Here is a 20,887-nt window from a genome sequence, read left to right as displayed (position 1 = left end):
GTCGGCGCGGCGTGTTCGGGGTCTGACCTGCACGGGAGCCGGTGCTACGCTTCCGGCCAGCTGCAGCCCCGGCGATCGGGAGCGTGGGGAGGACGTGCGTCGAGTTCGGTCCTCGCACCTCGTCGATCGCCCTGAGAGATGAGGTCCGCCATGACCCCCCAGGTCTCTGTGATCGTCCCGGTCTACAACTCCGTGAACTACGTGCGTGAGGCGATCCGGTCGGTGCGCGAGCAGACCATCGACCCGGACGCGATCGAGATCCTCGCCGTCGACGACGGCTCGACCGACGGCAGCGCCGAGATCCTGGCCGAACTGGCGGCCGAGGACGCCCGGATCACGGTGATCACCCAGGAGAACTCCGGAACCCCCGGGGGTGGCCGCAATCCGGCGATCGGTCGGGCGACGGGCGAGTTCCTCTTCTTCCTGGACTCCGACGACCGGCTCACCCCCGATGCATTGCGCCGTATGGTCGAGGTCGCCCACGCCGAGGAGTCCGACGTCATCCTCGGCAAGATGACCAGCACCGACAAGCGCCAGGCGCCGGGCACAATGTTCCGTCGGACGGTCCTGGACGCCGACCTGGTCGAGCACAAGGTCTTCAACACGCTCGGACCCACGAAGCTGATCCGCCGAGAGATCATCGACCGTCTCGACCTGCGCTTCTCCGATGATCAGAAGGTCGGCGAGGACCAGCCCTTCATGGCGGCCGTCTATCTCAACGCCCGCAAGATCTCGATCCTCGCCGACATGGACTACTACGTCATCCGGCACCGGTCCGACGGCAGCAATCTCACGCTCGTGCGGCAGAGCTCCGAGTCACAGGTCCAGATCGCCGTTCGACTGAGCCAGGTCATCGAGCAGTACACCGAACCCGGCGAGCTGCGCGACGCCCTGCTCAAGCGACCCATGGGCTGGTCCATGCAGCGCGCTCTCGACTCCCGCTGGTTGCAGCTGGACCGCGCCGAGCAGGAGAGGCTGGTCGAGACCTTCCGTGCGAAGGTCGGTCATCTCTACACCGAGGGGGTGCGCCGCGTCATCGAGGACGACATCCGCATCGAGATGGATCTGCTGACGGCGGGGGAGCTCGACGGCCTGCAGGCCTTTGCCTCCTACCTCGCGGAACGTCCCAAGGAACGGATCACCTTCCGCGACGGCGAATTCCGACGCCGGTTGCCCGAGGACCTCCTGCACCTCGTCCCCGCCGAGGAACTGGTGGTCATGCCCCCGAAGATGACCTGCCGTCTCGAGGACGTGCAGGTGAGCGGGGAGCGCGTGACCGTCGCGGCGACGGTCCGGATCCCGGGCCTCGACGGAGCTCCGGACGGCCTCGGACTGCGAGCGCACCTCCGCGGCGGTGACGACGTCGAGGAGCTCCGCACCGTCTCCGAGGATCTCGAGGCGGGCGCGGTGTCGTTCGCCGTCAGCGGCACGCTGACGGGTCTGAGCCGTGGCCTCTGGGACCTGTACGTCGTCGTCCGCTTCGGCACGTTCGAGAAGCGGATGCGGCTCGGAGCCTCGCGGGCCCGCTCGATCGAGCCCGAAGGCGTCTCCAACCTCGACGACGACCCGGCTCCACGTGACCGGGTGATCGCCTACTTCACGGATGGGCACGGCAACCTCTCGATCGACCGGGGAGCCGTGAAGCACCAGAACCTGACCGTGGCGAAGGCCCTCGGCCTCACGCTCGACGAGAACGGGCGCGCGGTGCTGCTGGTGGCGACGACGAGCGCGCCGACCCAGCAGGACGAGTTCTTCGGGTACATCGACGGCGTCCGGCAGCACAGCGGGCGCCAACTGCTTCCCGTGACCCGGCTCGGCGAGCGGCTGGTCGGTCTGCGCCTGCCGATCACACCGGAGATGATCGGGGCGACGGTGCGGGTGACGGCCGTGCTGGGTGGGGCGAAGACCACCCTGCGGGCGAGCGGCACCGAGTTCTGGCCGGCGCGGGGCGCCGGCTTCGGGCTCACCGTCGACGAGGGAGGGACGCTCCACGTCACGGCACCGAACGAGAGCGGGCGCAACCGCTTGCCGCTGCCCACCTTCGATCCTCGCACCCGCAGTGACCGGCTGCGGGAGGCGCGGGACCGGGTGGCCTCGACGGTCCGTGGGCTCCCCGTCGTCGGCCCCGCGCTCACCGGCGTCGTCCGTCGCGTCCGGGACCGGCGCTCATGAGCGCTCCGATCAAGACCTTCTGGTGGCGCTGGAAGTACCCCCACCGACTGAACTTCGGCGACGAGCTCACCCCGCCGCTGGTCGAGCGCCTGACCGGACGGCGGGTCACCTGGGCGCCCCCGGAGAGGTGCGACCTGGTCGGCGCCGGCTCCGTGGTGCAGATGATCCTCAAGCGCCGGCAGCAGAACCAGCCCCGCATCTGGGGCAGCGGATTCATCCGCGCCGCGGCCGACGGGGAGGAGCCCGCCCGGCTCGACGCGCTCGCGGTGCGGGGCCGATCCACCTTGGGACGGGTCGAGAACCTCTCCTCGCGCGAGATCGCCCTGGGTGACCCCGGGATCCTCGCTCCGCTGCTGGTGGAGGGCACCGTGAGGAAGCGCTACTCGCTCGGCGTGATCCCGCACTACCACGACGTCTCCTCGCCGGTGGTCGAGCAGATGCGAGCGCTGGGCCCCGGCGTCCGGGTGATCGACGTGGCGTGGACCCCGCAGGAGGTCGCCCGGGAGATCGCCGCCTGCGACGCCGTGATCTCCTCGAGCCTGCACGGGCTCATCTTCTCCGACGCCCTGGGCGTCCCGAACGCCCACATCCGCCTCGGCGACAGGCTCAAGGGCGGGCTGTACAAGTTCCACGACTACTACTCGGCCTATCCGGTCGCGGATCGTTACCGCGAGTACACGGTGCCGACCGGGGGACCGCAGTCCCTGCGCGCCGTCGTCGATGCCGTGATCGACGGCTACGCCGAGCCCGTCGGCCTGCATGACCTGCAGGAGGGACTCACGCGGGCGCTGCGCGAACTCTGAGGGCCTGCAGCCTCCCGGAGAGGGCGTCGGAGGCGCCGATCGCGGCGTGTGCCGCGGGTGTCCGGACGCAGTTCGCCGGGGTCTGAGCGCCTCGTCACGCTCACGAGCGGTGTGCGTCACCGCGCCTGGGGTGTGAGCGGATCCCACCGTAAGGTGGGTGCTCGCATGCGGCAGGGGTCCCGGACGTGGACGGCCCCGTCGCTATCATGAACGACAGTCCGAGGACCGTACGGCCGCGAAGCAATCGCCCTCGGCGAGATGGGAGCAGCGTCTTGACGAATGTCGAGCCAGGGCTCGAGGCAGTACCGACGGTGCCGCCCCCGCTGGAGCGCACCTTCGCACCGTCCGCCGTGGACGCCGCCGTCCGGGACAACGCTCTCGAGGCGATCGGGGTCCGCCCCCGGCTGGGTGCGTACTTCAAGGAGCTGTGGGAGCGTCGCGCGTTCATCCGGGTGATGGCCGTGTCCAAGGCGTATTCCGAGAACCAGGGCACCTACCTGGGTCAGGTCTGGACGCTGATCTCGCCGATCATCAACGCGTCGGTGTACGTGCTGATCTTCGGGTTCCTGCTGCAGATCGGCCGGCAGGGGATCGAGAACACGATCGCGTTCATCGTGGTCGGCGTGTTCATGTTCCGCTTCTTCGAGCGCTCGGTCATGGCCGGCGCCCACTCGCTGAACAAGAACATGAACCTGGTGCGCTCGGTGCAGTTCCCCCGTGCGGTGCTCCCGATCGCCGGCGTGCTCGCGGAGCTCACCGTCCTGGGCCCGGCCCTGGTGGTCATGTGTGTGATCTCGTACCTCTCCGGGTTCCTGCCCATCGCGGGGAAGGTCACGATCGACTGGTACTGGCTGCTGCTGATCCCGGCGGTGATCCTGATGTGGATCTTCTCGACGGGCTGCGCCTTCATGGTGGCGCGGTGGGTCGCGATGACGCCGGACCTGGACAACCTGCTGCCCCACGTCATGCGGGTGCTGATGTACGCCTCCGGCGTGATCTTCTCCATGGAGCGGGTCGTGGGCGTGTTCAGCTGGGGGTGGATCCTGGAGTACCAGCCGGTGGCCGTGTACCTCTACCTGGTGCGCTCCTCGCTGCTGAACGAGCCCGCGTACACCCCCGATGCCACGATGTGGCTGTTCGGGGTCATCTGGGCGGTGCTGTTCAGCGTCATCGGATTCCTCGTGTTCTGGGGCGGAGAGGAGCGGTACGGACGTGACTGATACCCATGACGAGATCGACTTCGAGATCGATCCGGAGGACCTGGACCAGGCGCCGCCCGAGGAGATCCCCTCGGACCAGCTCTCCCTGCTGGTCAACGATCTGCACGTGTCCTATCGCGTTTTCGGCGCGAAGAAGGTCGGGCACGGACCGGGGCGGAAGTCCGGCCTGCTGGGCCGCCTGGCGCGCCGCGGCGCCGCGGACCCGCCGGTCCGTGAGGTCAAGGCGATCAAGGGGATCTCCTTCGCCGCCCGCCACGGCGAGGCCATCGGCATCATCGGCGTGAACGGCTCGGGCAAGTCGACCCTGCTGCGCGCCATCGCAGGGCTCGTGCCCCCGGCGGGGGGGACGGTGCACGTCGCCAGCAACCCCTCGCTGCTCGGTGTGAACGCCGTGCTCATGAAGGACCTCACCGGCGAGCGCAACATCATGATCGGCGCACTCGCCAACGGTCTGACCCTCGAGGAGACCCGGGCCAAGTACCAGGAGATCGTCGACTTCGCCGAGATCGGCGACTTCGTGAACCTGCCGATGAAGTCCTATTCCTCCGGCATGGGGGCGCGGCTGCGTTTCGCCATCTCCGCCTCCGCGGTACCGGACATCCTCATGATCGACGAGGCGCTGGCCACCGGCGACGCCCACTTCCGCGCCAAGAGCAAGGCCCGGATGGACGAGATCCGGCAGTCCGCGGGCACCGTCTTCCTGGTCAGCCACTCGCTGGCGACGGTCCAGAGCATGTGCACGCGGGTGCTGTGGGTCCATGAGGGCCGACTGGTGATGGACGGCGATTCGCGCGAGGTGTGCCAGACCTACAAGGAGTACGTCCACGCACGGAACGCGCAGCGCAAGCGTTCCGCCGCGAAGGCTGCGAAGGCCGGGAAAGAGGGCTGAGGCCCCGCGGCGGTTCCCGCGCCGGACGAGAGCAGGGCCCGTGCACCAGTGGTGCACGGGCCCTGCGTCATGAACGCGCCGGGGTCATTGACGCACGACGATGTTCTCCGAATCGATGAAGCGGCCCACCGGCGAGGACATCGTGTTGATGACCTGGGCGACGTGCTCGGGCTGCATGATCGTGCTGGGATCCTCGTCCGGGGCGAGCGTCTTGCGCAGGTCCGTCGCCGTGCGCCCGGGGGAGAGGCACACGACGCGGGTGCCGTAGATGGACAGCTCCTCGCGCATCACCTGGCTCATGTTGATCACGGCGGCCTTCGAGGCCGAGTACGTGAGCCAGCCGGAGCGGCCGTTGATACCGGCGGTCGAGGCGATGTTGACGATGAGATCGAAGCGGTTGCCCCGGTTCAGCAGCGTCTTGACGATGGTGAACGGACCGTAGAGGTTCACGTTGATCGTCTTCTCGAAGTCGGCCATCTTGACCTGCTGGAGCGGCACCGGATTGGTGTATCCGGCGTTGTTGACCAGCACGTCGATGTTGCCGACCTCGGCGTGCGCCTGCTTGATCGCCTTCTTCAGGGCCGGGCGGTCGCCGACGTCGACCTTGATCGGCACGATCCGGCGCCCGATGGGCAGCTCCTTCTCGAGCTCGGCGACGTTGTGGTCGAAGTCCTCGGAGTCACGCGCGCACATCACCACGGTGGTGATGTCGTCGTTGTTGAGGATGAAGCGGCGTGTGGTCTCGAGGCCGATGCCTCGCGATGCTCCGGTGACGAGCGCGGTCTTACTCATCGTCGTCCTCCTCGGGTCGCAGGAGGAATCCTGCCATCTTCAGATCGGTGCTGGTGGTGACCTTGAAGTTGCGGTCCGAGCCGTCGACGAAGTGGACGGGGAACCCGCTGTCGGCGACCAGCGTGGCGTCCTCGGTGTACTCGGTCTCCCGCTCCAGGGCCCGCGTGTGCGCACCCTGCAGGTCGGACTTCGAGAACTTCTGCGGCAGCTGCACGTTGCGCAGCCGATCGCGCTCGAGGGAGCCGGTGACCGCGGAGGTCTCCGGGTCCACGGGAGCGACCGTGAAGGAGATCTCGGACATCAGCGAGACGTTGCGATGATCCGAGTCGATCAGCCGCTGGAAGTCGGAGGTCTGCACCAGGGGACGCGCCGACTCGTGGATGATCACGTCGTCGTTGGTGCAGTGCGGGAGCATCGCGGCGACCGAGGAGTGCCGGGACTCCCCGGCCTCCACCAGCGTGACCGGCGTCGAGATCGCATAGGCCTCGAGGACCTCCTCGACCTGCCCGCGCCAATCCGGGGGGTAGTTCACCACGATCTGCGAGATCTGCTCGACCCGGTCCGCGGTGACGAGTGCGTACACCAGGATCGGTATCCCTCGGAGTTTGAGGAGCTGTTTCGGCTGGTTCGCACCGGTGCGAGAGCCTATCCCACCGTTGAGGAGGATGAGTGAGTACATATGGGTTCCTTCGTGCGGGGTGGCGGGTCGGCGCACAGGTGACGGGTCACCTGGTCACAGGCCCGCATCCGTCGAGTTCACGGGGCTGTCACCGGGACGGCCCGTGGCGTTCACTGTACAAGTCCGCGGTGGCTTTCCCGGGCGGCACACGGGAGGGCGAGTCTCATCCCTCACTCGTCCCTCACTCGCGATCGATCGGTTCGGCTCCCGCGTCAGCGGGCGGCTCAGCTCGCCTCGGGGGAGGCGATGCCCTCGTTCTCCTGGATCCGACTCCACAGTTCGTCCCGGCGGGCGGACAGGTGGCGGCAGGCATCCAGGAACCGTTGCAGGGAGGCGCCGGGGGTGGTGTCCCCGAGGTAGTACTCGGTCAGCTCGATCCGCTTCTCCCGCAGCGGGTCGTGCTCGATCAGCTCGTGCGTCGTCCGCCCGGCGTCGGCCGCGTCCGCGGCGGTCAGGCGCGGCACCACGCCGAGCAGCTCGGTGGCGGCATCGTGCGCCTGCGGATCGGTGGAGCGGGTGATGATCAGCGGTCTGCCCGTGGGCAACCAGTCGTTCGCCACGGCGGAGACGTCGCACAGCAGCAGATCCGCATCGGCGAAGTCCTGCTGCAGGGAACGGTCCGTGCTGACCAGCGAGCCGGCGGCCTCCACCTGCGCGCGCAGCGCGGCGTCGGCCTCCCCGTACTCGGGCACCCGGACCCCGGTGAGCGGGTGGGGGCGGTAGATGACCTCGATCCCGGACCGGACCAGGGAGGCGACCGTCGGCTCCGCGTGGGTGAGCAGGGAGCAGTACCCGACGGAGGCCTGGCCACCCTCCCAGGTCGGGGCATAGAGCACCACCGGGCGGTCGTGGGCGCCGGGGCTGCGGGGCACCGAGTCGGTGTCCAGCGAGGGGCGACCGATCGGGATGCAGCGGGCGGCCGCGTCGAACAGGGAGGTGTATCGCTCCAGCCGGTCGATCGCAGCCTGGCCGGCGACGAAGGAGTAGTCGTAGGCCTTGACCTGGTTGGAGACGGAGACCGCCTTGTCGGAGTCGCCGTGCAGCAGCGAGATGTGGATCGCCGAGCGTGAGCGCAGGGCCGCTGTGTTCAGCGGGTTGAAGTTCACGTACAGCACCAGCTTGGTGCCGCTGCGCAGGATGATCGCATCCAGCGTGGCGTCCAGGGCGATGGTCACCGTCGTCAGCGAGCTCTCCTCACGGATCGCGGCGGCGGTGCGGGAGTCCATGCACACGATGGTCACGCCCTGGGCCGCGTCCAGCTCGCGCAGCGGCCCGTACCAGCTGCGCAGTTGATAGAGGCTGTCGATCGTGTCGGGGAAGTACACGATCACCTCACCGTCCAGGCTCGCTCCGCGGAGGGCCTCGTCGTCCCCGAGGCCGTCGGGCATCCCGCCGGGCAGCAGGCGATAGCGGCGCAGCAGCTTGCCGCCGAGGCTGCGCACCCTGCGGCGGAGGGCGTTCCCGCGTGCCGGCATGATCACGTCCTCTGCGTCGTTCGGGTCGGGTCGGTCGAGGGGGTCGGGCTCGTCGGGCTGTCCGGCGATCTCGGTCCGGTGCTGCGGTCCGTGCCGATCAGGGCGGCCCAGGAGTCGGCGGTGGTGTGCCGAGGAAGGGCCCGATGGTACCGGCGGCGCAGTCTCCCCCAGGACACGGCGAGGTCGAGGTGCGAGCGCAGTGTCCGTGCCAGGGAGCGTCGGGCGTCGGAACCGGGCACCGTGAACGCCGTCAGCGGCCGGCCGTCCTCGGTGATGATCACCGTGTCGGCCCCCATCGTCGTGCGCCAGTGCACCGCGTCGGCATCGACGGCCAGGACCACCTGCGGCGGACGGTCGGGCCGCAGCATCCGCACCACCGCACGCAGCAGGGCCGGCAGCAGGGGCAGCGGCCCGACGCGCGTCGGGGTCGTGGTCCGGTCGACGTCGTGCTCGGTGTGCCACGCCTCCGCGACCCGGGCCCCCTCGGTCCGGGCGCGGTGCAGGTCGCTGCCCAGCCAGGCGTCGGGGCCCGCCCGGAAGGCGGCGATGCCTTCCTCCCAGAGCTCGGCGGTCAGCAGGTGACCGGCCAGGGCGTGCTTGACCTGGTGCAGCAGCGAGGAGAGGACCACGCCGCGCCCGGCGCCGTAGGCGGCGGCGATCGCGAGGCGATTGCGGTGCAGCACGCGCGCGGTCCACGTCATCTGCGTGCGGTAGGCGTTCCACGGAGGATGGTGCACGGAGGTGCCCGGCAGCACCGCATGCGCGTACCCGTGCGCGGCGGCGCGCAGACCGTACTCGGCGTCGTCCCACTTCAGGAACAGGGGCGCGGGCAGGCCCAGGTCCGCGATGGTCCCGGGCGGGAACAGGGTGCCCCACCAGCCGGTGTAGTTCACGGCCGAGCCGGGGGAGAGGAAGGTCCATTGCGGCGGGATGGTCCCGGCCAGGTCGACGCCGTCCCCGAGGCGATCGGCGGGCTGCCACTGGAAGACCCCGGTGCGCACGGTCTCGGAATGGGCGACCAGTCGGGTGGGGGTGGTGGAGGAGAACAGCGGGGTTCCGAGGATCGTGGGCCGCCCGGCCAGCGCCTGGTAGGTGAGCATCCGCCGCAGCGACTCCTCGCTGAGGACGGCGTCGTCGTCGGAGAACAGCACGGCGGCGCCGGGGTCGTCGGCGGCCTCGAGCATGCCCCGGGCGTATCCCCCCGAGCCGCCCAGGTTCTCCTGGGACACCAGGCGGATCGCGTCGGTGGCGGCGCGCAGTCGGGTGAAGGCGGCGTCCTCGGCCAAGGTGCTGCCCTGGTCGATCACCACCACGGTGCTCACGACGTCCATACCGGCGAAACGGCGGGCCTGCTCCCTCGCGTCCGCCTCGCGGCGGTAGGTGGGGACCACCACGGTCACCGGAGGCAGGGTGATCTCGGCCATGATGCTCCAGGTCGCCGCCGTCGCATCGCCCTCGACCCAGAGCCAGTCCGCGTCGAGGTCGTCCTCGGTCAGCTCGCGCCGGCCGTCCATGATCGGCCCCAGCCGCAGGGCGTGGCCGTCCCGGGAGCCCCGCAGAGCGGCGGCCCCGCCCTCGACGCTCACGGTCACCGACCGCCCGGCCAGGACCGGCCGCCACCAGGCGGCGGGGAAGGCCTGGCCCCAGAGAGAGGTCGCGGGGTCCAAGGGGGAGGTCTGCAGGGTCAGCGGCGTCGCGCCGGCAGATGGGTCGGTGCCGTGGTCGCGGCCGGGCTCTTCCGGCCGACGCGAAACGGTCCGCGCGTCCTGCATCGATACTCCTCACCGTCGGCTGACAGGCTCCACCACTGCTCGCCGTGCACGGCGAACCGGAAGGCGGTCGAGCAGGGCCGATCGCCGCGGTGGCGACAGCATCACCTCATCGGTGCCGGGACTATATCAACGCCAGCCACGGGTGCACGGGACCCCTGCGTGTGCCGCGTGAGAGCTTCTCCCGCTGGTGACGCCCCGTCCGTGGACGCTCGGGCGGGCCGGAGGGGCGGGTCTGCTCGTCGGCCCCGCGGACGTGATGCCTGTCGCACCTGGAGCCGTCCTCCCTCCTGCGGCGTGCATCGACGCGGCGCGAACGCGGTGCGGGCGCGAGAGGCAATTGCGCGCCGTGCGGCTTGCGGAATAAGGTCAGGTTTGCCGCACCATCGTCGATCCGGTGATGCCATCCCGGGAGGAGCCGCAGTGACGCTCGACATGACGCGCACCCGTGACCCCCTCGCGGCGCGCCCGGCCGACCAGGATGCTCCGCCCCGAGCGCTGCTCGAAGCGCGCCGCCTCCATCTGGCCTACGACCGGCGCGAGGTCGTCCACGACCTCAGCCTGGGCCTGCCGGAGGGGCGCATCACGATCATCGTCGGCGCCAACGGCAGCGGGAAGTCCACCGTGCTGCGCGGACTGTCGCGGCTGATGACTCCGCGCCGCGGCGACGTCCTGCTGGACGGCACCGACATCCACTCCCTGGGCGGCAAGAGTCTCGCCCGTCGCCTGGGCCTGCTGCCGCAGTCCCCTCAGGCCCCCGACGGCGTCACCGTGCGCGAACTCGTCTCCCGCGGGCGCTTCCCCCACCAGGGCCTGGTCCCGCGATGGCACGAGCAGGACGAGCGGGCCGTCCAGGAGGCCCTGGCCGCCACCCGCAGCGAGGAGCTGACCGACCGCCCCGTCTCCGAGCTCTCCGGCGGGCAGCGCCAACGGGTCTGGATCGCGATGGCGCTGGCCCAGGAGACCGAGGTGCTGCTGCTGGACGAGCCCACCACCTACCTCGACGTCACTCATCAGCTCGAGGTGCTCGACGTGGTCCGGGAGCTCAACCGTCGTCTCGGCACCACCGTCGGCATCGTCCTGCACGACCTCGGCCTAGCCGCCCGCTACGCGGACCATCTGGTCGCGGTGCTGGACGGCGAGATCCACTCCGAGGGCGCTCCTGCCGACGTGATCACCGCGCCGATGGTCCGGGAGGTCTTCGATCTCGACGCCCTCGTGGTGCCCGACCCCGTGACCGGCAGCCCGATGGTGCTCCCGCTGGGCCGCGAGAGCTTCGACGCCGACGTGGCGGCCCTGCGGCCCGCCGCCGCACGTGACGTCCCCGACCCCCGCACCGCCCCCGACCACACCGCTGCGGAGGACCGCTCCGCCCCCGCCGTCACCCAGGAGGACGCCATGACGACGACCACCCAGGCCACAGCGGCCGCCGCCCACCGTGCCGCGACCGCCGCCAGCGCGAGCGCAGCGGCGGTCGCCACCACCACCGTGCCCGCTCTGGCCCCCGCTCTCGAAGCCAGCCCTCAGCTGGCCTACGAGCTGCGGGTCGGAGCCATCACGCCGATCGGGAAGAACCTGCTGCGGTTCACGCTCACCTCCCCGGACCTGGTGCACTTCGGCGCCGGCGGGCATCCGCTGGACATGCGGATCAAGCTGATCATCCCGGGCCCCGAGGAGTTGGCCGACCACTTCGCCGCCGTGCGGCCGGGCGCCCTGCTCGATCCCGCCACCCACGCCGAGTGGTACCGCACCTGGCTGCGGATCGATCCCGCCGACCGCGGCTGGATGCGCACCTACACGGTGCGGGCGCAGCGCGGGGCCGGCCACCCCGGCAACCTCACCGAGCACCCCGAGATCGACATCGACGTGGTCCTCCACCTCGATGCGGAGGAGCTCCCCGGCAGCGGCGTCGCCGCCCGCTGGGCCCGCGACGCCCGCGTGGGCGACACCATCTCGATGCTCGGCCCCAACCGGCACGTCGTCGGCCCGGACTACGGAGGCATCGAGTTCCGCCCCGGCGCGGCCCGCACCGTGCTGCTGATCGGCGACGAGACCGCCGCCCCCGCGATCTGCTCGATCCTGGAGGCCCTGCCGGAGTCGATCGCCGGGCACGCCGTGATCGAGGTGCCCGACGCCTCCGACCAGCAGCAGGTGCTCACCCGCTCGGGCGTCCAGGTCACCTGGCTCGCCCGCGGCGAGCGACCCCACGGTGAGCTGATGACCGCGGAGGTGCGGCGGCTGATGTGCGAGGGCGCCCAGGCCTTCCGGATCGAGGCCGGCCTCGGCCTCGATGGCACCGGCGACACCTCCGAGCGCGCGGAGCTCGAGGACATAGACATCGACTCCAGCATTCTGTGGGAGACCACCACCGGTCATGGCGCCTTCTACGCCTGGCTCGCGGGAGAGGCGGGCACCATCAAGACGCTGCGCCGTCACCTCGTCTCCGAGCTCGGCATCGACCGCCGCCAGGTCTCCTTCATGGGGTACTGGCGCCAGGGCCGGCCGGAGGGCTGAGTGCGCGAGATGCCCGCGCCGGCCACGACGCGGCCCGCGCCGACCGCGACCGGGCCCGCGCACACCGCGCTCCTTAGTAGTCTGGCCGCGTGACTTCCGCGACCGACACCGCCCAGGACGGCCTCGACCTGCCGGGCATGCCCGAGGCCGACGAGACCGCGCAGAGCGCCCCGCGCGACCCCGATCATCCGCATCCGGGGCAGTGGCGCCTGACCGCGGTCCAGGTCTCGAACTGGGGGACCTTCCACGGCACCCACGACCTGCCGATCTCGCCCAAGGGGTACTTCCTCACCGGCGGGCCCGGCACGGGCAAGTCGACCCTGCTGGACGCGATCAGCGCCCTGCTCACCCCGCCGCGCTCGCTGCAGTTCAACGCCGCGGCCTCCGACGCGGGCCCGGCGCGCTCGAAGTACCGCCGCACCGTGGCCAGCTACGTGCGCGGCGCCTGGGCGATGCACTACGACCAGGCCACCGGCGAGTTCAGCCAGGAGGTGCTGCGGGAGAAGACGACTCTGTCGGTGCTCACGCTGCGTTACGGCGACGGGATGGGCGGCACCGTCCAGCTCTCGAGGCTGCTCCTGCTGCATGCGGGCCACAGCTCCGACTCCGACGTCAAGAGCCTGTACGTCATCTCCCGCACGCCGCTGGACGTCACCGACCTGCGCCAGTTCGTCTCCTCCCAGATCGAGGGCAAGGCGCTCGAGGCCGCCCACCCCGGCACCGACACCTTCCGCCAGTTCCGCGAGTACCGGGCCGCCTTCTGCCAGCTGCTGGGCATCCCGGACGAGAAGGCGCTGGGGCTGCTGCACAAGATCCAGTCCGCCAAGGAGCTCGGCGACGTCAACGCCCTGCTGCGCGACTACATGCTCGATGCGCCCCGTACCTTCGAGCTCGCCGACCAGGCGCTGGCGAACTTCCAGAACCTCTCCGAGGTGTACGAGGCGCTGGTCACCGCCCGCGAGCAGCGGGACCTGCTGCGCGGCCTGCGCGGCAACCATGAGGACTGGTCCGCCATGCGCGAGCGCGGCGGGGCGCTGGTGGACCGTCGGGCCGACATCGACGTGTACGCCGCTCAGCACCTGGTGCGCCTGCTGGGTGAGGAGACCGAGCGTCTCCAGCTGGAGCGCGACAGCCTCGGCGCCCAGCAGCGCCGCCTGACCCAGGACGTCGCCGAGGCCCGCTCGGACCTCACTCAGCTCAAGGAGCAGCGCAAGCGGGCCGGCGGCGGCGAGATCGACGACTGGAAGCAGCAGATCGCCGGCCTCGAGGTCGAGCGCGACCGTCGTCGCGAGCGCGGCACCGAGTTCGCGGCGCAGCTGGCCACGGTCGAGTTGCGCACCCCCGCCGGGGAGGACCTCTTCCTCGCCCTGCAGCGCGAGGTCGAGGCCCTGCGCGAGTCCCTCGAGACCGAGGAGAAGGGGGCGGACGCCGCCCGCTGGGAGGCGGAGGCGCGGGTCCGGGAGCTGTCCGCCACCCTCGAGAGCACCCGGGAGGAGCTGGCCTCGCTCACCGCCCGCGCCTCGAACCTGCATTCCGAGGACGTCGCCCTGCGCGATCACATCGCCGCCGAGGTGGGGATCGCCCCCACCGAGCTGCCCTTCGCCGCCGAACTCCTGCAGGTGCGCACGGGCGAGGAGGAATGGACCGCCGCCGCCGAGCAGGCGCTGCGCGGCCTGGCCCGCTCGATCCTGGTGCCGGACCGCGTCTACCGGGAGGTCGCCGCGGTCATCGACCGCACCAAGCTGCGCCGTCGCATCTCCTACAACCGGGTCAACACCGACCTGCGCCGCCCCGCGAAGTCGATCGACGAGCGGTCCCTGGCCGCCAAGCTCGACGTCAAGGACGGCGAGTTCCACGTCTGGCTCAGCCATGAGATCGCTTCCCGCATGGACTACACCTGTGCGGAGTCCCTCGAGGAGTTCACGCGGCTGAACCGGGCGGTGCTGCGGTCGGGCCAGATCAAGCACTCCGCCAGCCGCCACGAGAAGAATGCCGACCGCCGCATCAACGACCGCTCGCAGTGGGTGCTCGGCTTCGACAACCGGGCCAAGCGCGCCGTGTTCGAGGCCGAGCGCACCCGCGCCGAGCAGGAGCTGTTCGAGGCGCAGGCGCGCCGCAAGGACGTCGAGACCGAGCGCGAGCAGCGCCGGGAGCGGCTCTACGCCCTGCAGTCGATCAGCGCGGTCGAGTGGGACGACATCGACGCCGCCTCGGTCGCGCGTCGGATCGCGAACCTGGGCGACATGGTGCGTGCCGCCGAGGACGGCTCCGCCGCGCTCAGCGAGCTGGCCCGGCAGATCGACGAGGTCGAGCGCTCCATCGCCGACTCCGACGAGGAGCTGCTGGAGGTGGTGCGCACGGCCGGCAAGCTCGGCGAGCAGACCGAGCGGGCCGAGGAGCGCCTGGCCGAGGCCCGCGAACGGGTCGCCGAGTCCAGTCTGGACCCCGAGGTCGAGGCCGAGCTCGCCGAGCGCTTCCGGGCGATCGCCCCGTCCCTGGTGATCGGCAACATCGACCAGGTCACCAAGGACGCCTCGGCCACGCTGGACGCCGAGCTGATGGCGCTGACCCGCCGCACCTCCCGCGCGGAGGAGGACATGCGCACCGCCATGCGGGAGTTCTCCCGTCGCTGGCCCGCGCAGGCCGGGGACACCGCCCCGACCCTCGAGGGGGTCGACGACTTCCTGGCGATCCTGCAGCGGATCGAGGAGGAGAAGCTGCCCGAGGTCGAGGACCGCTTCTTCGAGTTCTTCACCGGCAACACCCTCGGCGACGTGCAGGCCCTGGCCACCGCGATCGCCCGGGAGCCCGCGGAGATCCGCAAACGCCTCCAGCGCATCAACGCGCTGCTCGCCCAGGTCGAGTTCCACTCCGGCCGCTATCTCCAGCTGTCGATGCGACCGGTGCACCTGGCGGCGCTGGACGAGTTCAAGAGGGCGCTCGAGGACGCCGTCGCGGACACCGCGCTGAACGACATCAGCCGGGACCGGGACCTGGCCGAGGAGCGCTTCTTGTCCCTGCGCCACCTGATGGACATGATCAGCGCGGCCCGCACTCGCGAGGACCAGGTCTCCCGGGTGATCCTCGATGTGCGTCGCCACGTGCACTTCCACGCCGAGGAGGTCGACGCCGAGGGCACGGTGGTCCACGCCCACGAGTCCGGCGGCCCGCTCTCCGGCGGCCAGAACGAGCGCCTGGCCACGTTCTGCCTGGCCGCGGCCCTGCGCTACCAGCTGGCAGGCACCGGTGCCGAGGTGCCTCGCTACGCCCCGATCATCATCGACGAGGCCTTCTCCAAGGGCGCCGGCAAGTTCATCACCGCCGCCATGGAGTCCTTCCGCCACTTCGGGTTCCAGGTGATCCTGGCCAACCCCGGCAAGAACCCGCAGGCCCTGGCCCCGTTCATCGGGGGAGTCGGCGTGGTCTCCATCCGGCAGGACCGGTACTCCTCGGTCGCCCCGGTGCAGTTCGTCCCGACCGAGGAATGAGCCCCACCGCCCCCGACCCCACCGCCCCCGACCCCACCGCCCCCGACCCCTCCGCCATCAGCCCCACCGCCCCCTCGCTCCGGGCGACTTCTGCGGTGACGTTCCTTCTGCGCGTCATGGCAACGGGAACGCAGAGCTCGAACTCGCCCCGAGGTGTTACCACGAAGTAGTCTGGTGTGTGCATGGGGAGTTCTCCCCATCGGCAGGACCGGTACGGGCCGATACCCTGATCCGGATTCGCCCGGGTCGGGTGGAGCCGGCAGAACGCCGTCGGACCGAACAGGGCCGTCGGGCCGGACAGTGCGAGACGCGTGAGGTGGACAGCGATGTCAGCGCTCCCCACCGGATCGACCCCCTGGACCACCGGATCGACCCCGCAGATCGTCGGCCAGGACGAGACCCACGCCCGCATCCACACCCTGCTCACCGCTGCCACGGCCGCGCTGCTCGAGGAGCAGCCCGACCTGCTCGGCTTCGAGGACCATCGGCCTCAGCGCGACCGCTCCTCCGGTGTGTCCTGGCGCGGCATGGAGACCTTCTGCCACGTCAGCGCGCTGCTGGCCAGTTCGGGGGTGCCCGGCCGGGTGGATGCGGGGGCAGCCCGCCTTCTCGGGGCCGCCGACGCGGTCGCCACGGTGCGTGGTCTCCATCGCCGTTCCGAGAGCGATGCCCACGGGATCTGCGGTGCGAGCTGGACCGACGCCACCGGTGACCTGCTCGAGGTGATCGTGGGGGTGCGGGTCGCGGTCCGTGCCGTCAGCGCACCCTTCCTGCCGGGATCGCTGCGTCCGGTGGGATCGACCAGCCCGCCCTCGCCGATCAGCCCGCTGACCCCGCCTCCGCGGCGGCTGAGCTGATCCGCTCCAGGGCGGCCAGCGGGATCGGCAGCCAGTCCGGCCGATTGCGCGCCTCGTACAGCGCCTCGTAGACGGCCTTGTCGGCTTCGAAGGCGGCGAGCACCCGCGCTTCGGTCCGCTGTCCGCTCAGCGCTCCGTATCCGGCCAGGAAGGCCGAACGGGAGGCGGCGGTCCATGCCGCGGCATCCCGGGAGTGCTCATGGGCGACCGCCCCGGAGACGTAGTCCAGACTGCGCAGCATGCCGGCGACGTCCCGCACGGGGGAGTCCGGGCGGGACCGCTGGGCGAGCGGGCGCAGCGGCTCGCCCTCGAAGTCCAGCAGGACCCAGCCGCGGTCCGGGGCCCGCAGCACCTGCCCCAGGTGCAGATCACCGTGGATGCGCTGCAGGGGAGGCCACGGCATCTCTGCGGCGGCCGCGTACAGCGCCTCGAGCGTCGCCCGGTGTGCGGCGACCCGGGGGACCTCCGCCGCGACCTCCGCGAGGCGGCCGCGCATCTGATCGATCATCTCGGCGATCGGGACGGCGTCGGCGGGGACGGTCCCCAGGGCGGCGGCGAGATCGCGATGGACCTCGGCGACGGCGGAGCCGAGCTCCCGGGCCGGCCCGGTGAAGTCCTCGCCGACGAGGGCGCGACGCAGCGCGGTGTGCCAGGCATCCTCGACATCGGGCAGGAACTCCTGGGCCAGCAGCGACTGGGTGCGCACCTCGCCGACCCGGACGGTCGCCGACCCGACCAGCGGCGGGACCCGGGTGCTGCCCGCGGCGGTGAGCGCGCCCTGCAGCACGACGTCGGGGTTCTGCCCGTGCTGGAGCACCCGGAACACCTTCAGGATCAGCGGAGAGGCGCCCTCGGTCTCGATGATCATCGAGGAGTTGGACTGCTCGCCGTCGAGCGGGCGGCTGCGCATCGCACGACCCAGCGGGAGCGGGCCGTCCGGGGTGGTCCGATGGGAGGCCAGGGCGAGGGACGGACCGAGCGCTCCGTCCCCGGAGACGAGGGTGGCGATCAGCGCCGCTCTCCCGTCGGCGTCGAGGGTGGCGTCGTCCGCGCGCAGGGGCCCGCCCGGGACCGCCAGCACACCGACCTCCGAGCCCTCCTCACGACCCCCGGCAGGAGCGTCCGGGCGACGCAGCACCAGCGGCACCTGATAGAGCGTGGGGACGGCGGCGTCCCCGGGGCCGGACCCCGGCACGGCCGCGGCGAGGACGACGAGGACGGAGATATGGTCGTCGGCCACCCGCAGAGGTGCCCAGCCTCGGATCGAGACGGCGGGGGTCCCGGTGCCCTTGCGGGCGTACCAGCGCTGGGTCGGCATCCAGGCCGCCAACTGATCGGTGAGTGCGCCGAGCAGCTCCTCCAGGGGCGGCAGGGCGGTGACGTCGATCGTGGCGGTGTCGATCGCAGGGTCGTCGATCGCGGAGGTGGAGGGGACCGGTGAGCTCGGCTCGTCCATGACCTCACTGTAGAGGGCCGCGGACCGGGCGGCGGCGGAACCGACCGTCCGGCTCGGGCGGAGCTCCCCTTGCTACCCTGACCGGGTGCCTGAGCAGACGACGCGTCCCCGTGCGCGCGCGGGCCTGAGGAGGGCCGTCGCGCGCCTTGCCGCGCTGGTCGCCTCCGGGGCGCTGACCCTGACTCTGACACTGCCCGCCGCGGCGCTGGGGGAGGACGGCCCCTTCCCCTTCCCGGCCGAGACCTCGAGCCTCGCCATGGTCCCCGGGGCCGTCACGCGAGTGCCGCTGGACTCCCTGGTCGAGGACGACGTCGAGAGCCAACTCGAACTCGACACCGCGCGGCTGGTGGTGCCGCAGGCGGTCGACGGGGGCGCCCCGGACCGGATGACCCTCGGCGAGGACGCCCGGAGCATCTCCGTGGCCGGGGAGGGCACGTGGTCGCTGATCGGGAACGATCTGGTGTTCACCCCGCTCAGCGGTGTCGACGGCCCCAGCACCCCGGTCGCCGTGACCGTCGGCAGCATCCACGCCAGTCGCTCCCTGCCGGAGGTCTTCACCCCCGAGGTGCTGGATCTGGAGCAGATCTCGACGCGGGGCTCTGCGGAGGAGCCCACCGAGATCGCGCTGGACGACCAGGTCCCCGAGGGGGGCTCGGTCCGCCTCGAGCTCGCCGGGCTGCCCGCCGGCTCCACCCTGGTGGCCGACGGGAGCCGCGCGACGGTCCCGGAACAGGGCATCTGGCAGCTCTCGGCCGACGGCGACACCCTCCGTCACGCCCCGGCGGCGCCGGGGCTCGGGCGCCAGCTGGATCCGGTGCGGGTCGTGGTCGAGGACGCCGAGGGCACCGTCGTCGGCGCCGGCGAGGTCGAGCTGACCGTCCCGATCATCTCGGACCTGGACTGGTCGGCACCGTACGGGGAGGACATCCTGTTCGTGGTGGGGGAGGGGCAGCAGTATGTCGACCCGGAGACGCTCCGCCTGGTGCCGCCGGCCGGGCAGGACGGCGTGAGAGTCTCCGAGGACGGCACCGAGGTCGAGGTCCCCGGGCAGGGCTCGTGGGTGCTGGACCGCGACCGTGCCACCGTGCGCTTCTCCCCAGAGAGCGCCGAGGTGCGGGTGACCGCGCCGATGGGGATCACCGGCGGGGACGGGCAGGGCCACACCTCCGGGACCGCGCTGCTCAGCACCGCCTACCCGATCCTCATGGACCGGGAGGCGGCCGCCACCCCCGGCAACGTGGTCACCTTCGATCTGACCACCGGGATCCGTGACGTCCGCACCGATTCCCTGCGCTTCGATCCCGGGGCCCTGCCCGAGGGGGCCGAGCTCTCCGAGGACCGCACCGAGGCGGTCGTCGAGGGGGAGGGCACCTGGCGGATCGACGTCGAGACGCGCACGGTGACCATGACCCCCCAGGAGAACTTCACGGGCGTCTCCTCGCCGGTGGGCATCACGGCGCAGGGCGTGTACGCGGACAACCGGGTCGAGGCGAGCTTCCAGGCCACCGTCTCGCCGGTGATCGCGACCATGCGCGATGACGAGGAGCGCACCGCGCCGCAGACCCCGGTCACCGTGGACGTGCTCGGCAACGACACCGCGGGCAGCGGCTCCCAGCCCTTGGTCCCGGAATCCGTCTCGATCTCGTCGCTGCAGGCCACCAATCTCAGCGAGCTGGAGGACGGACGGGGCAAGCGCCTGGTGATCCCGTCCGAGGGCACCTACACGGTCAACGCCAATGGAGCCGTCACCTTCACCCCGGCTGAGGGGTTCGTCGGCCGCACCACCCCGATCACGTACCACGTGAGGGACAGCGAGGGGATCCCGACCACCGCCGGTCTGGTCGTCGAGGTGGACCGCAACCTCACCGGTGCCGCGGACACGGGTCACGAGGTCAGCGGGATCAACAGCCTGCTGGCCGGGCTGATGCCCTCGGCGCCCGCCACCGCGATGGTCTACGGCACCATCGTCCTGCTGCTGCTGTTCGGCGGCGGCATCGCCTTGTGGATCGGCACCCGCATGGAGGCCGACCGGCGCGCCTGGCAGGACTGAGCGACGAACCGTGAGGCCGGAGTCGTCGGCGAGGGACGAGTCGGCGGCGGAGGGCGAGGGGGAGGAGTTCGGTCGGGAGAGCAGGACTGAGCGACGAACCGTGAGGCCGGAGTCGTCGGCTCAGCAGCCCTCGGGCATCGCGACCGGCTCCTCGAGGGCGGCGGTGGCGTCCGACTCCTCCGCCAGTCCGTCGAACCCTCTGCCGAGCAGCAGGGACACGGTGGCGTCCTCGCGGTCATCCATGCTCAGCGTCGCCTCCGGGAGCTGGGCCAGGACCGATTGGGCCGCCAGGTAGCCCGAGGGGCCGTAGACGATGGTGGCCGGACCGCTGGCGCTGCGGGTGTTACCCGGATCCCCGACGGTGTATCCGCGCTGGCCGAGCTGTTCGGAAGTCTCCCCGGCCAGCCCGCTGCGGCTGGTGCCGTTCAGGACGGTGACGGTGACCTCGGCGGGGTCCAGCGGGACCGCGCCGGACTCGGGACAGGTCAGCTCGGAGGGGGCTGCGTCGTCGCCCTTGGGGGCGATCACCCCGGGCTCGGCGACCGGTTCCCGGAACTCCCCCACGGCGTACGCGCCGATCCCGACCAGGATGATCGCGAGCACCGAGAAGAATGCCAGCTGCGTCGCGCGGAGGCGTCGCGTCCGGCGCACGCGCTGGTCGCGGCGCCGGACCTCGTCGGCCGATCTCCCGTAGGGATGGGCGTCGTGGTGGGAGGAGGGCAT

14 protein-coding genes are annotated in these 20,887 nt (G+C 71.3%); 8 read left to right on the top strand and 6 right to left on the bottom strand.

Features of this window, described 5'->3' with window-relative positions; translation table 11 throughout:
• Positions 1-150: 150 nt before the first annotated feature.
• From BH708_RS09850 to BH708_RS09835, 4 genes are all read left to right on the top strand, one after another.
• Positions 151-2,172 carry a glycosyltransferase family 2 protein gene (locus tag BH708_RS09850; protein ID WP_076808419.1) on the top strand — a complete coding sequence of 674 codons (2,022 nt, stop codon included), beginning with the start codon at positions 151-153 and terminating at the stop codon, positions 2,170-2,172.
• Positions 2,169-2,975, top strand: a complete 807-nt coding sequence (locus BH708_RS09845; RefSeq protein WP_076808418.1) for a polysaccharide pyruvyl transferase family protein — start codon at positions 2,169-2,171, stop codon at positions 2,973-2,975. Before BH708_RS09850 ends, BH708_RS09845 begins: the two co-directional genes overlap by 4 nt.
• 272 nt (positions 2,976-3,247) lie before the next feature.
• Entirely contained in the window at positions 3,248-4,195 is a 948-nt protein-coding gene (locus tag BH708_RS09840) for an ABC transporter permease (protein ID WP_076808417.1), read from the top strand.
• Entirely contained in the window at positions 4,188-5,084 is an 897-nt protein-coding gene (locus BH708_RS09835; protein ID WP_076808416.1) for an ABC transporter ATP-binding protein, read from the top strand. Before BH708_RS09840 ends, BH708_RS09835 begins: the two co-directional genes overlap by 8 nt.
• 84 nt (positions 5,085-5,168) lie before the next feature.
• Here the strand turns inward: BH708_RS09835 and BH708_RS09830 are convergent, their stop codons facing one another.
• The 4 genes from BH708_RS09830 to BH708_RS09815 form a co-directional block, all read right to left on the bottom strand.
• Positions 5,169-5,876, bottom strand: a complete 708-nt coding sequence (locus tag BH708_RS09830; RefSeq protein WP_076808415.1) for an SDR family NAD(P)-dependent oxidoreductase — start codon at positions 5,874-5,876, stop codon at positions 5,169-5,171.
• On the bottom strand, positions 5,869-6,555 hold the full coding sequence (locus BH708_RS09825; protein ID WP_076808414.1) for a 2-C-methyl-D-erythritol 4-phosphate cytidylyltransferase: 687 nt from the start codon (positions 6,553-6,555) through the stop codon (positions 5,869-5,871). Before BH708_RS09825 ends, BH708_RS09830 begins: the two co-directional genes overlap by 8 nt.
• Before the next feature lie 224 nt (positions 6,556-6,779).
• The gene (locus BH708_RS09820) at positions 6,780-8,030 is read right to left on the bottom strand and encodes a CDP-glycerol glycerophosphotransferase family protein (RefSeq protein ID WP_076808413.1); all 1,251 of its coding nucleotides are present in this window, start codon (positions 8,028-8,030) and stop codon (positions 6,780-6,782) included.
• Between the two features lie 2 nt (positions 8,031-8,032).
• Complete coding sequence (locus tag BH708_RS09815; protein ID WP_076808412.1) at positions 8,033-9,802, bottom strand: glycosyltransferase; 1,770 nt, start codon at positions 9,800-9,802, stop codon at positions 8,033-8,035.
• 432 nt (positions 9,803-10,234) lie between these two features.
• Between BH708_RS09815 and BH708_RS09810 the strand changes: the two genes are divergently transcribed.
• From BH708_RS09810 to BH708_RS09800, 3 genes are all read left to right on the top strand, one after another.
• Entirely contained in the window at positions 10,235-12,313 is a 2,079-nt protein-coding gene (locus BH708_RS09810) for an SIP domain-containing protein (RefSeq protein WP_076811085.1), read from the top strand.
• 89 nt (positions 12,314-12,402) lie between these two features.
• Entirely contained in the window at positions 12,403-15,801 is a 3,399-nt protein-coding gene (locus BH708_RS09805; protein WP_253705535.1) for an ATP-binding protein, read from the top strand.
• Between the two features lie 326 nt (positions 15,802-16,127).
• Complete coding sequence (locus BH708_RS09800; RefSeq protein WP_076808411.1) at positions 16,128-16,658, top strand: hypothetical protein; 531 nt, start codon at positions 16,128-16,130, stop codon at positions 16,656-16,658.
• On the opposite strand, the gene BH708_RS09795 is transcribed toward BH708_RS09800, so the two are convergent.
• Complete coding sequence (locus tag BH708_RS09795) at positions 16,621-18,114, bottom strand: phosphotransferase (RefSeq protein ID WP_083713445.1); 1,494 nt, start codon at positions 18,112-18,114, stop codon at positions 16,621-16,623. The two genes, BH708_RS09800 and BH708_RS09795, sit on opposite strands and share 38 nt — an antisense overlap.
• An 85-nt stretch (positions 18,115-18,199) precedes the next feature.
• On the opposite strand from BH708_RS09795, the gene BH708_RS09790 reads away from it, so the two are divergent.
• A complete protein-coding gene (locus BH708_RS09790; protein ID WP_076808410.1) occupies positions 18,200-20,164 on the top strand; it encodes an Ig-like domain-containing protein in 1,965 nt (654 codons plus the stop codon).
• 120 nt (positions 20,165-20,284) lie between these two features.
• On the opposite strand, the gene BH708_RS09785 is transcribed toward BH708_RS09790, so the two are convergent.
• Positions 20,285-20,887, bottom strand: coding sequence for a LytR C-terminal domain-containing protein (locus tag BH708_RS09785; protein WP_076808409.1), 603 nt, complete (start codon positions 20,885-20,887; stop codon positions 20,285-20,287).

Source organism: Brachybacterium sp. P6-10-X1 (assembly GCF_001969445.1).
Lineage (GTDB): Bacteria > Actinomycetota > Actinomycetes > Actinomycetales > Dermabacteraceae > Brachybacterium.
Note: the sequence above shows the minus strand (reverse complement) of the source record. Positions and strands in the feature narration are given on the sequence as shown.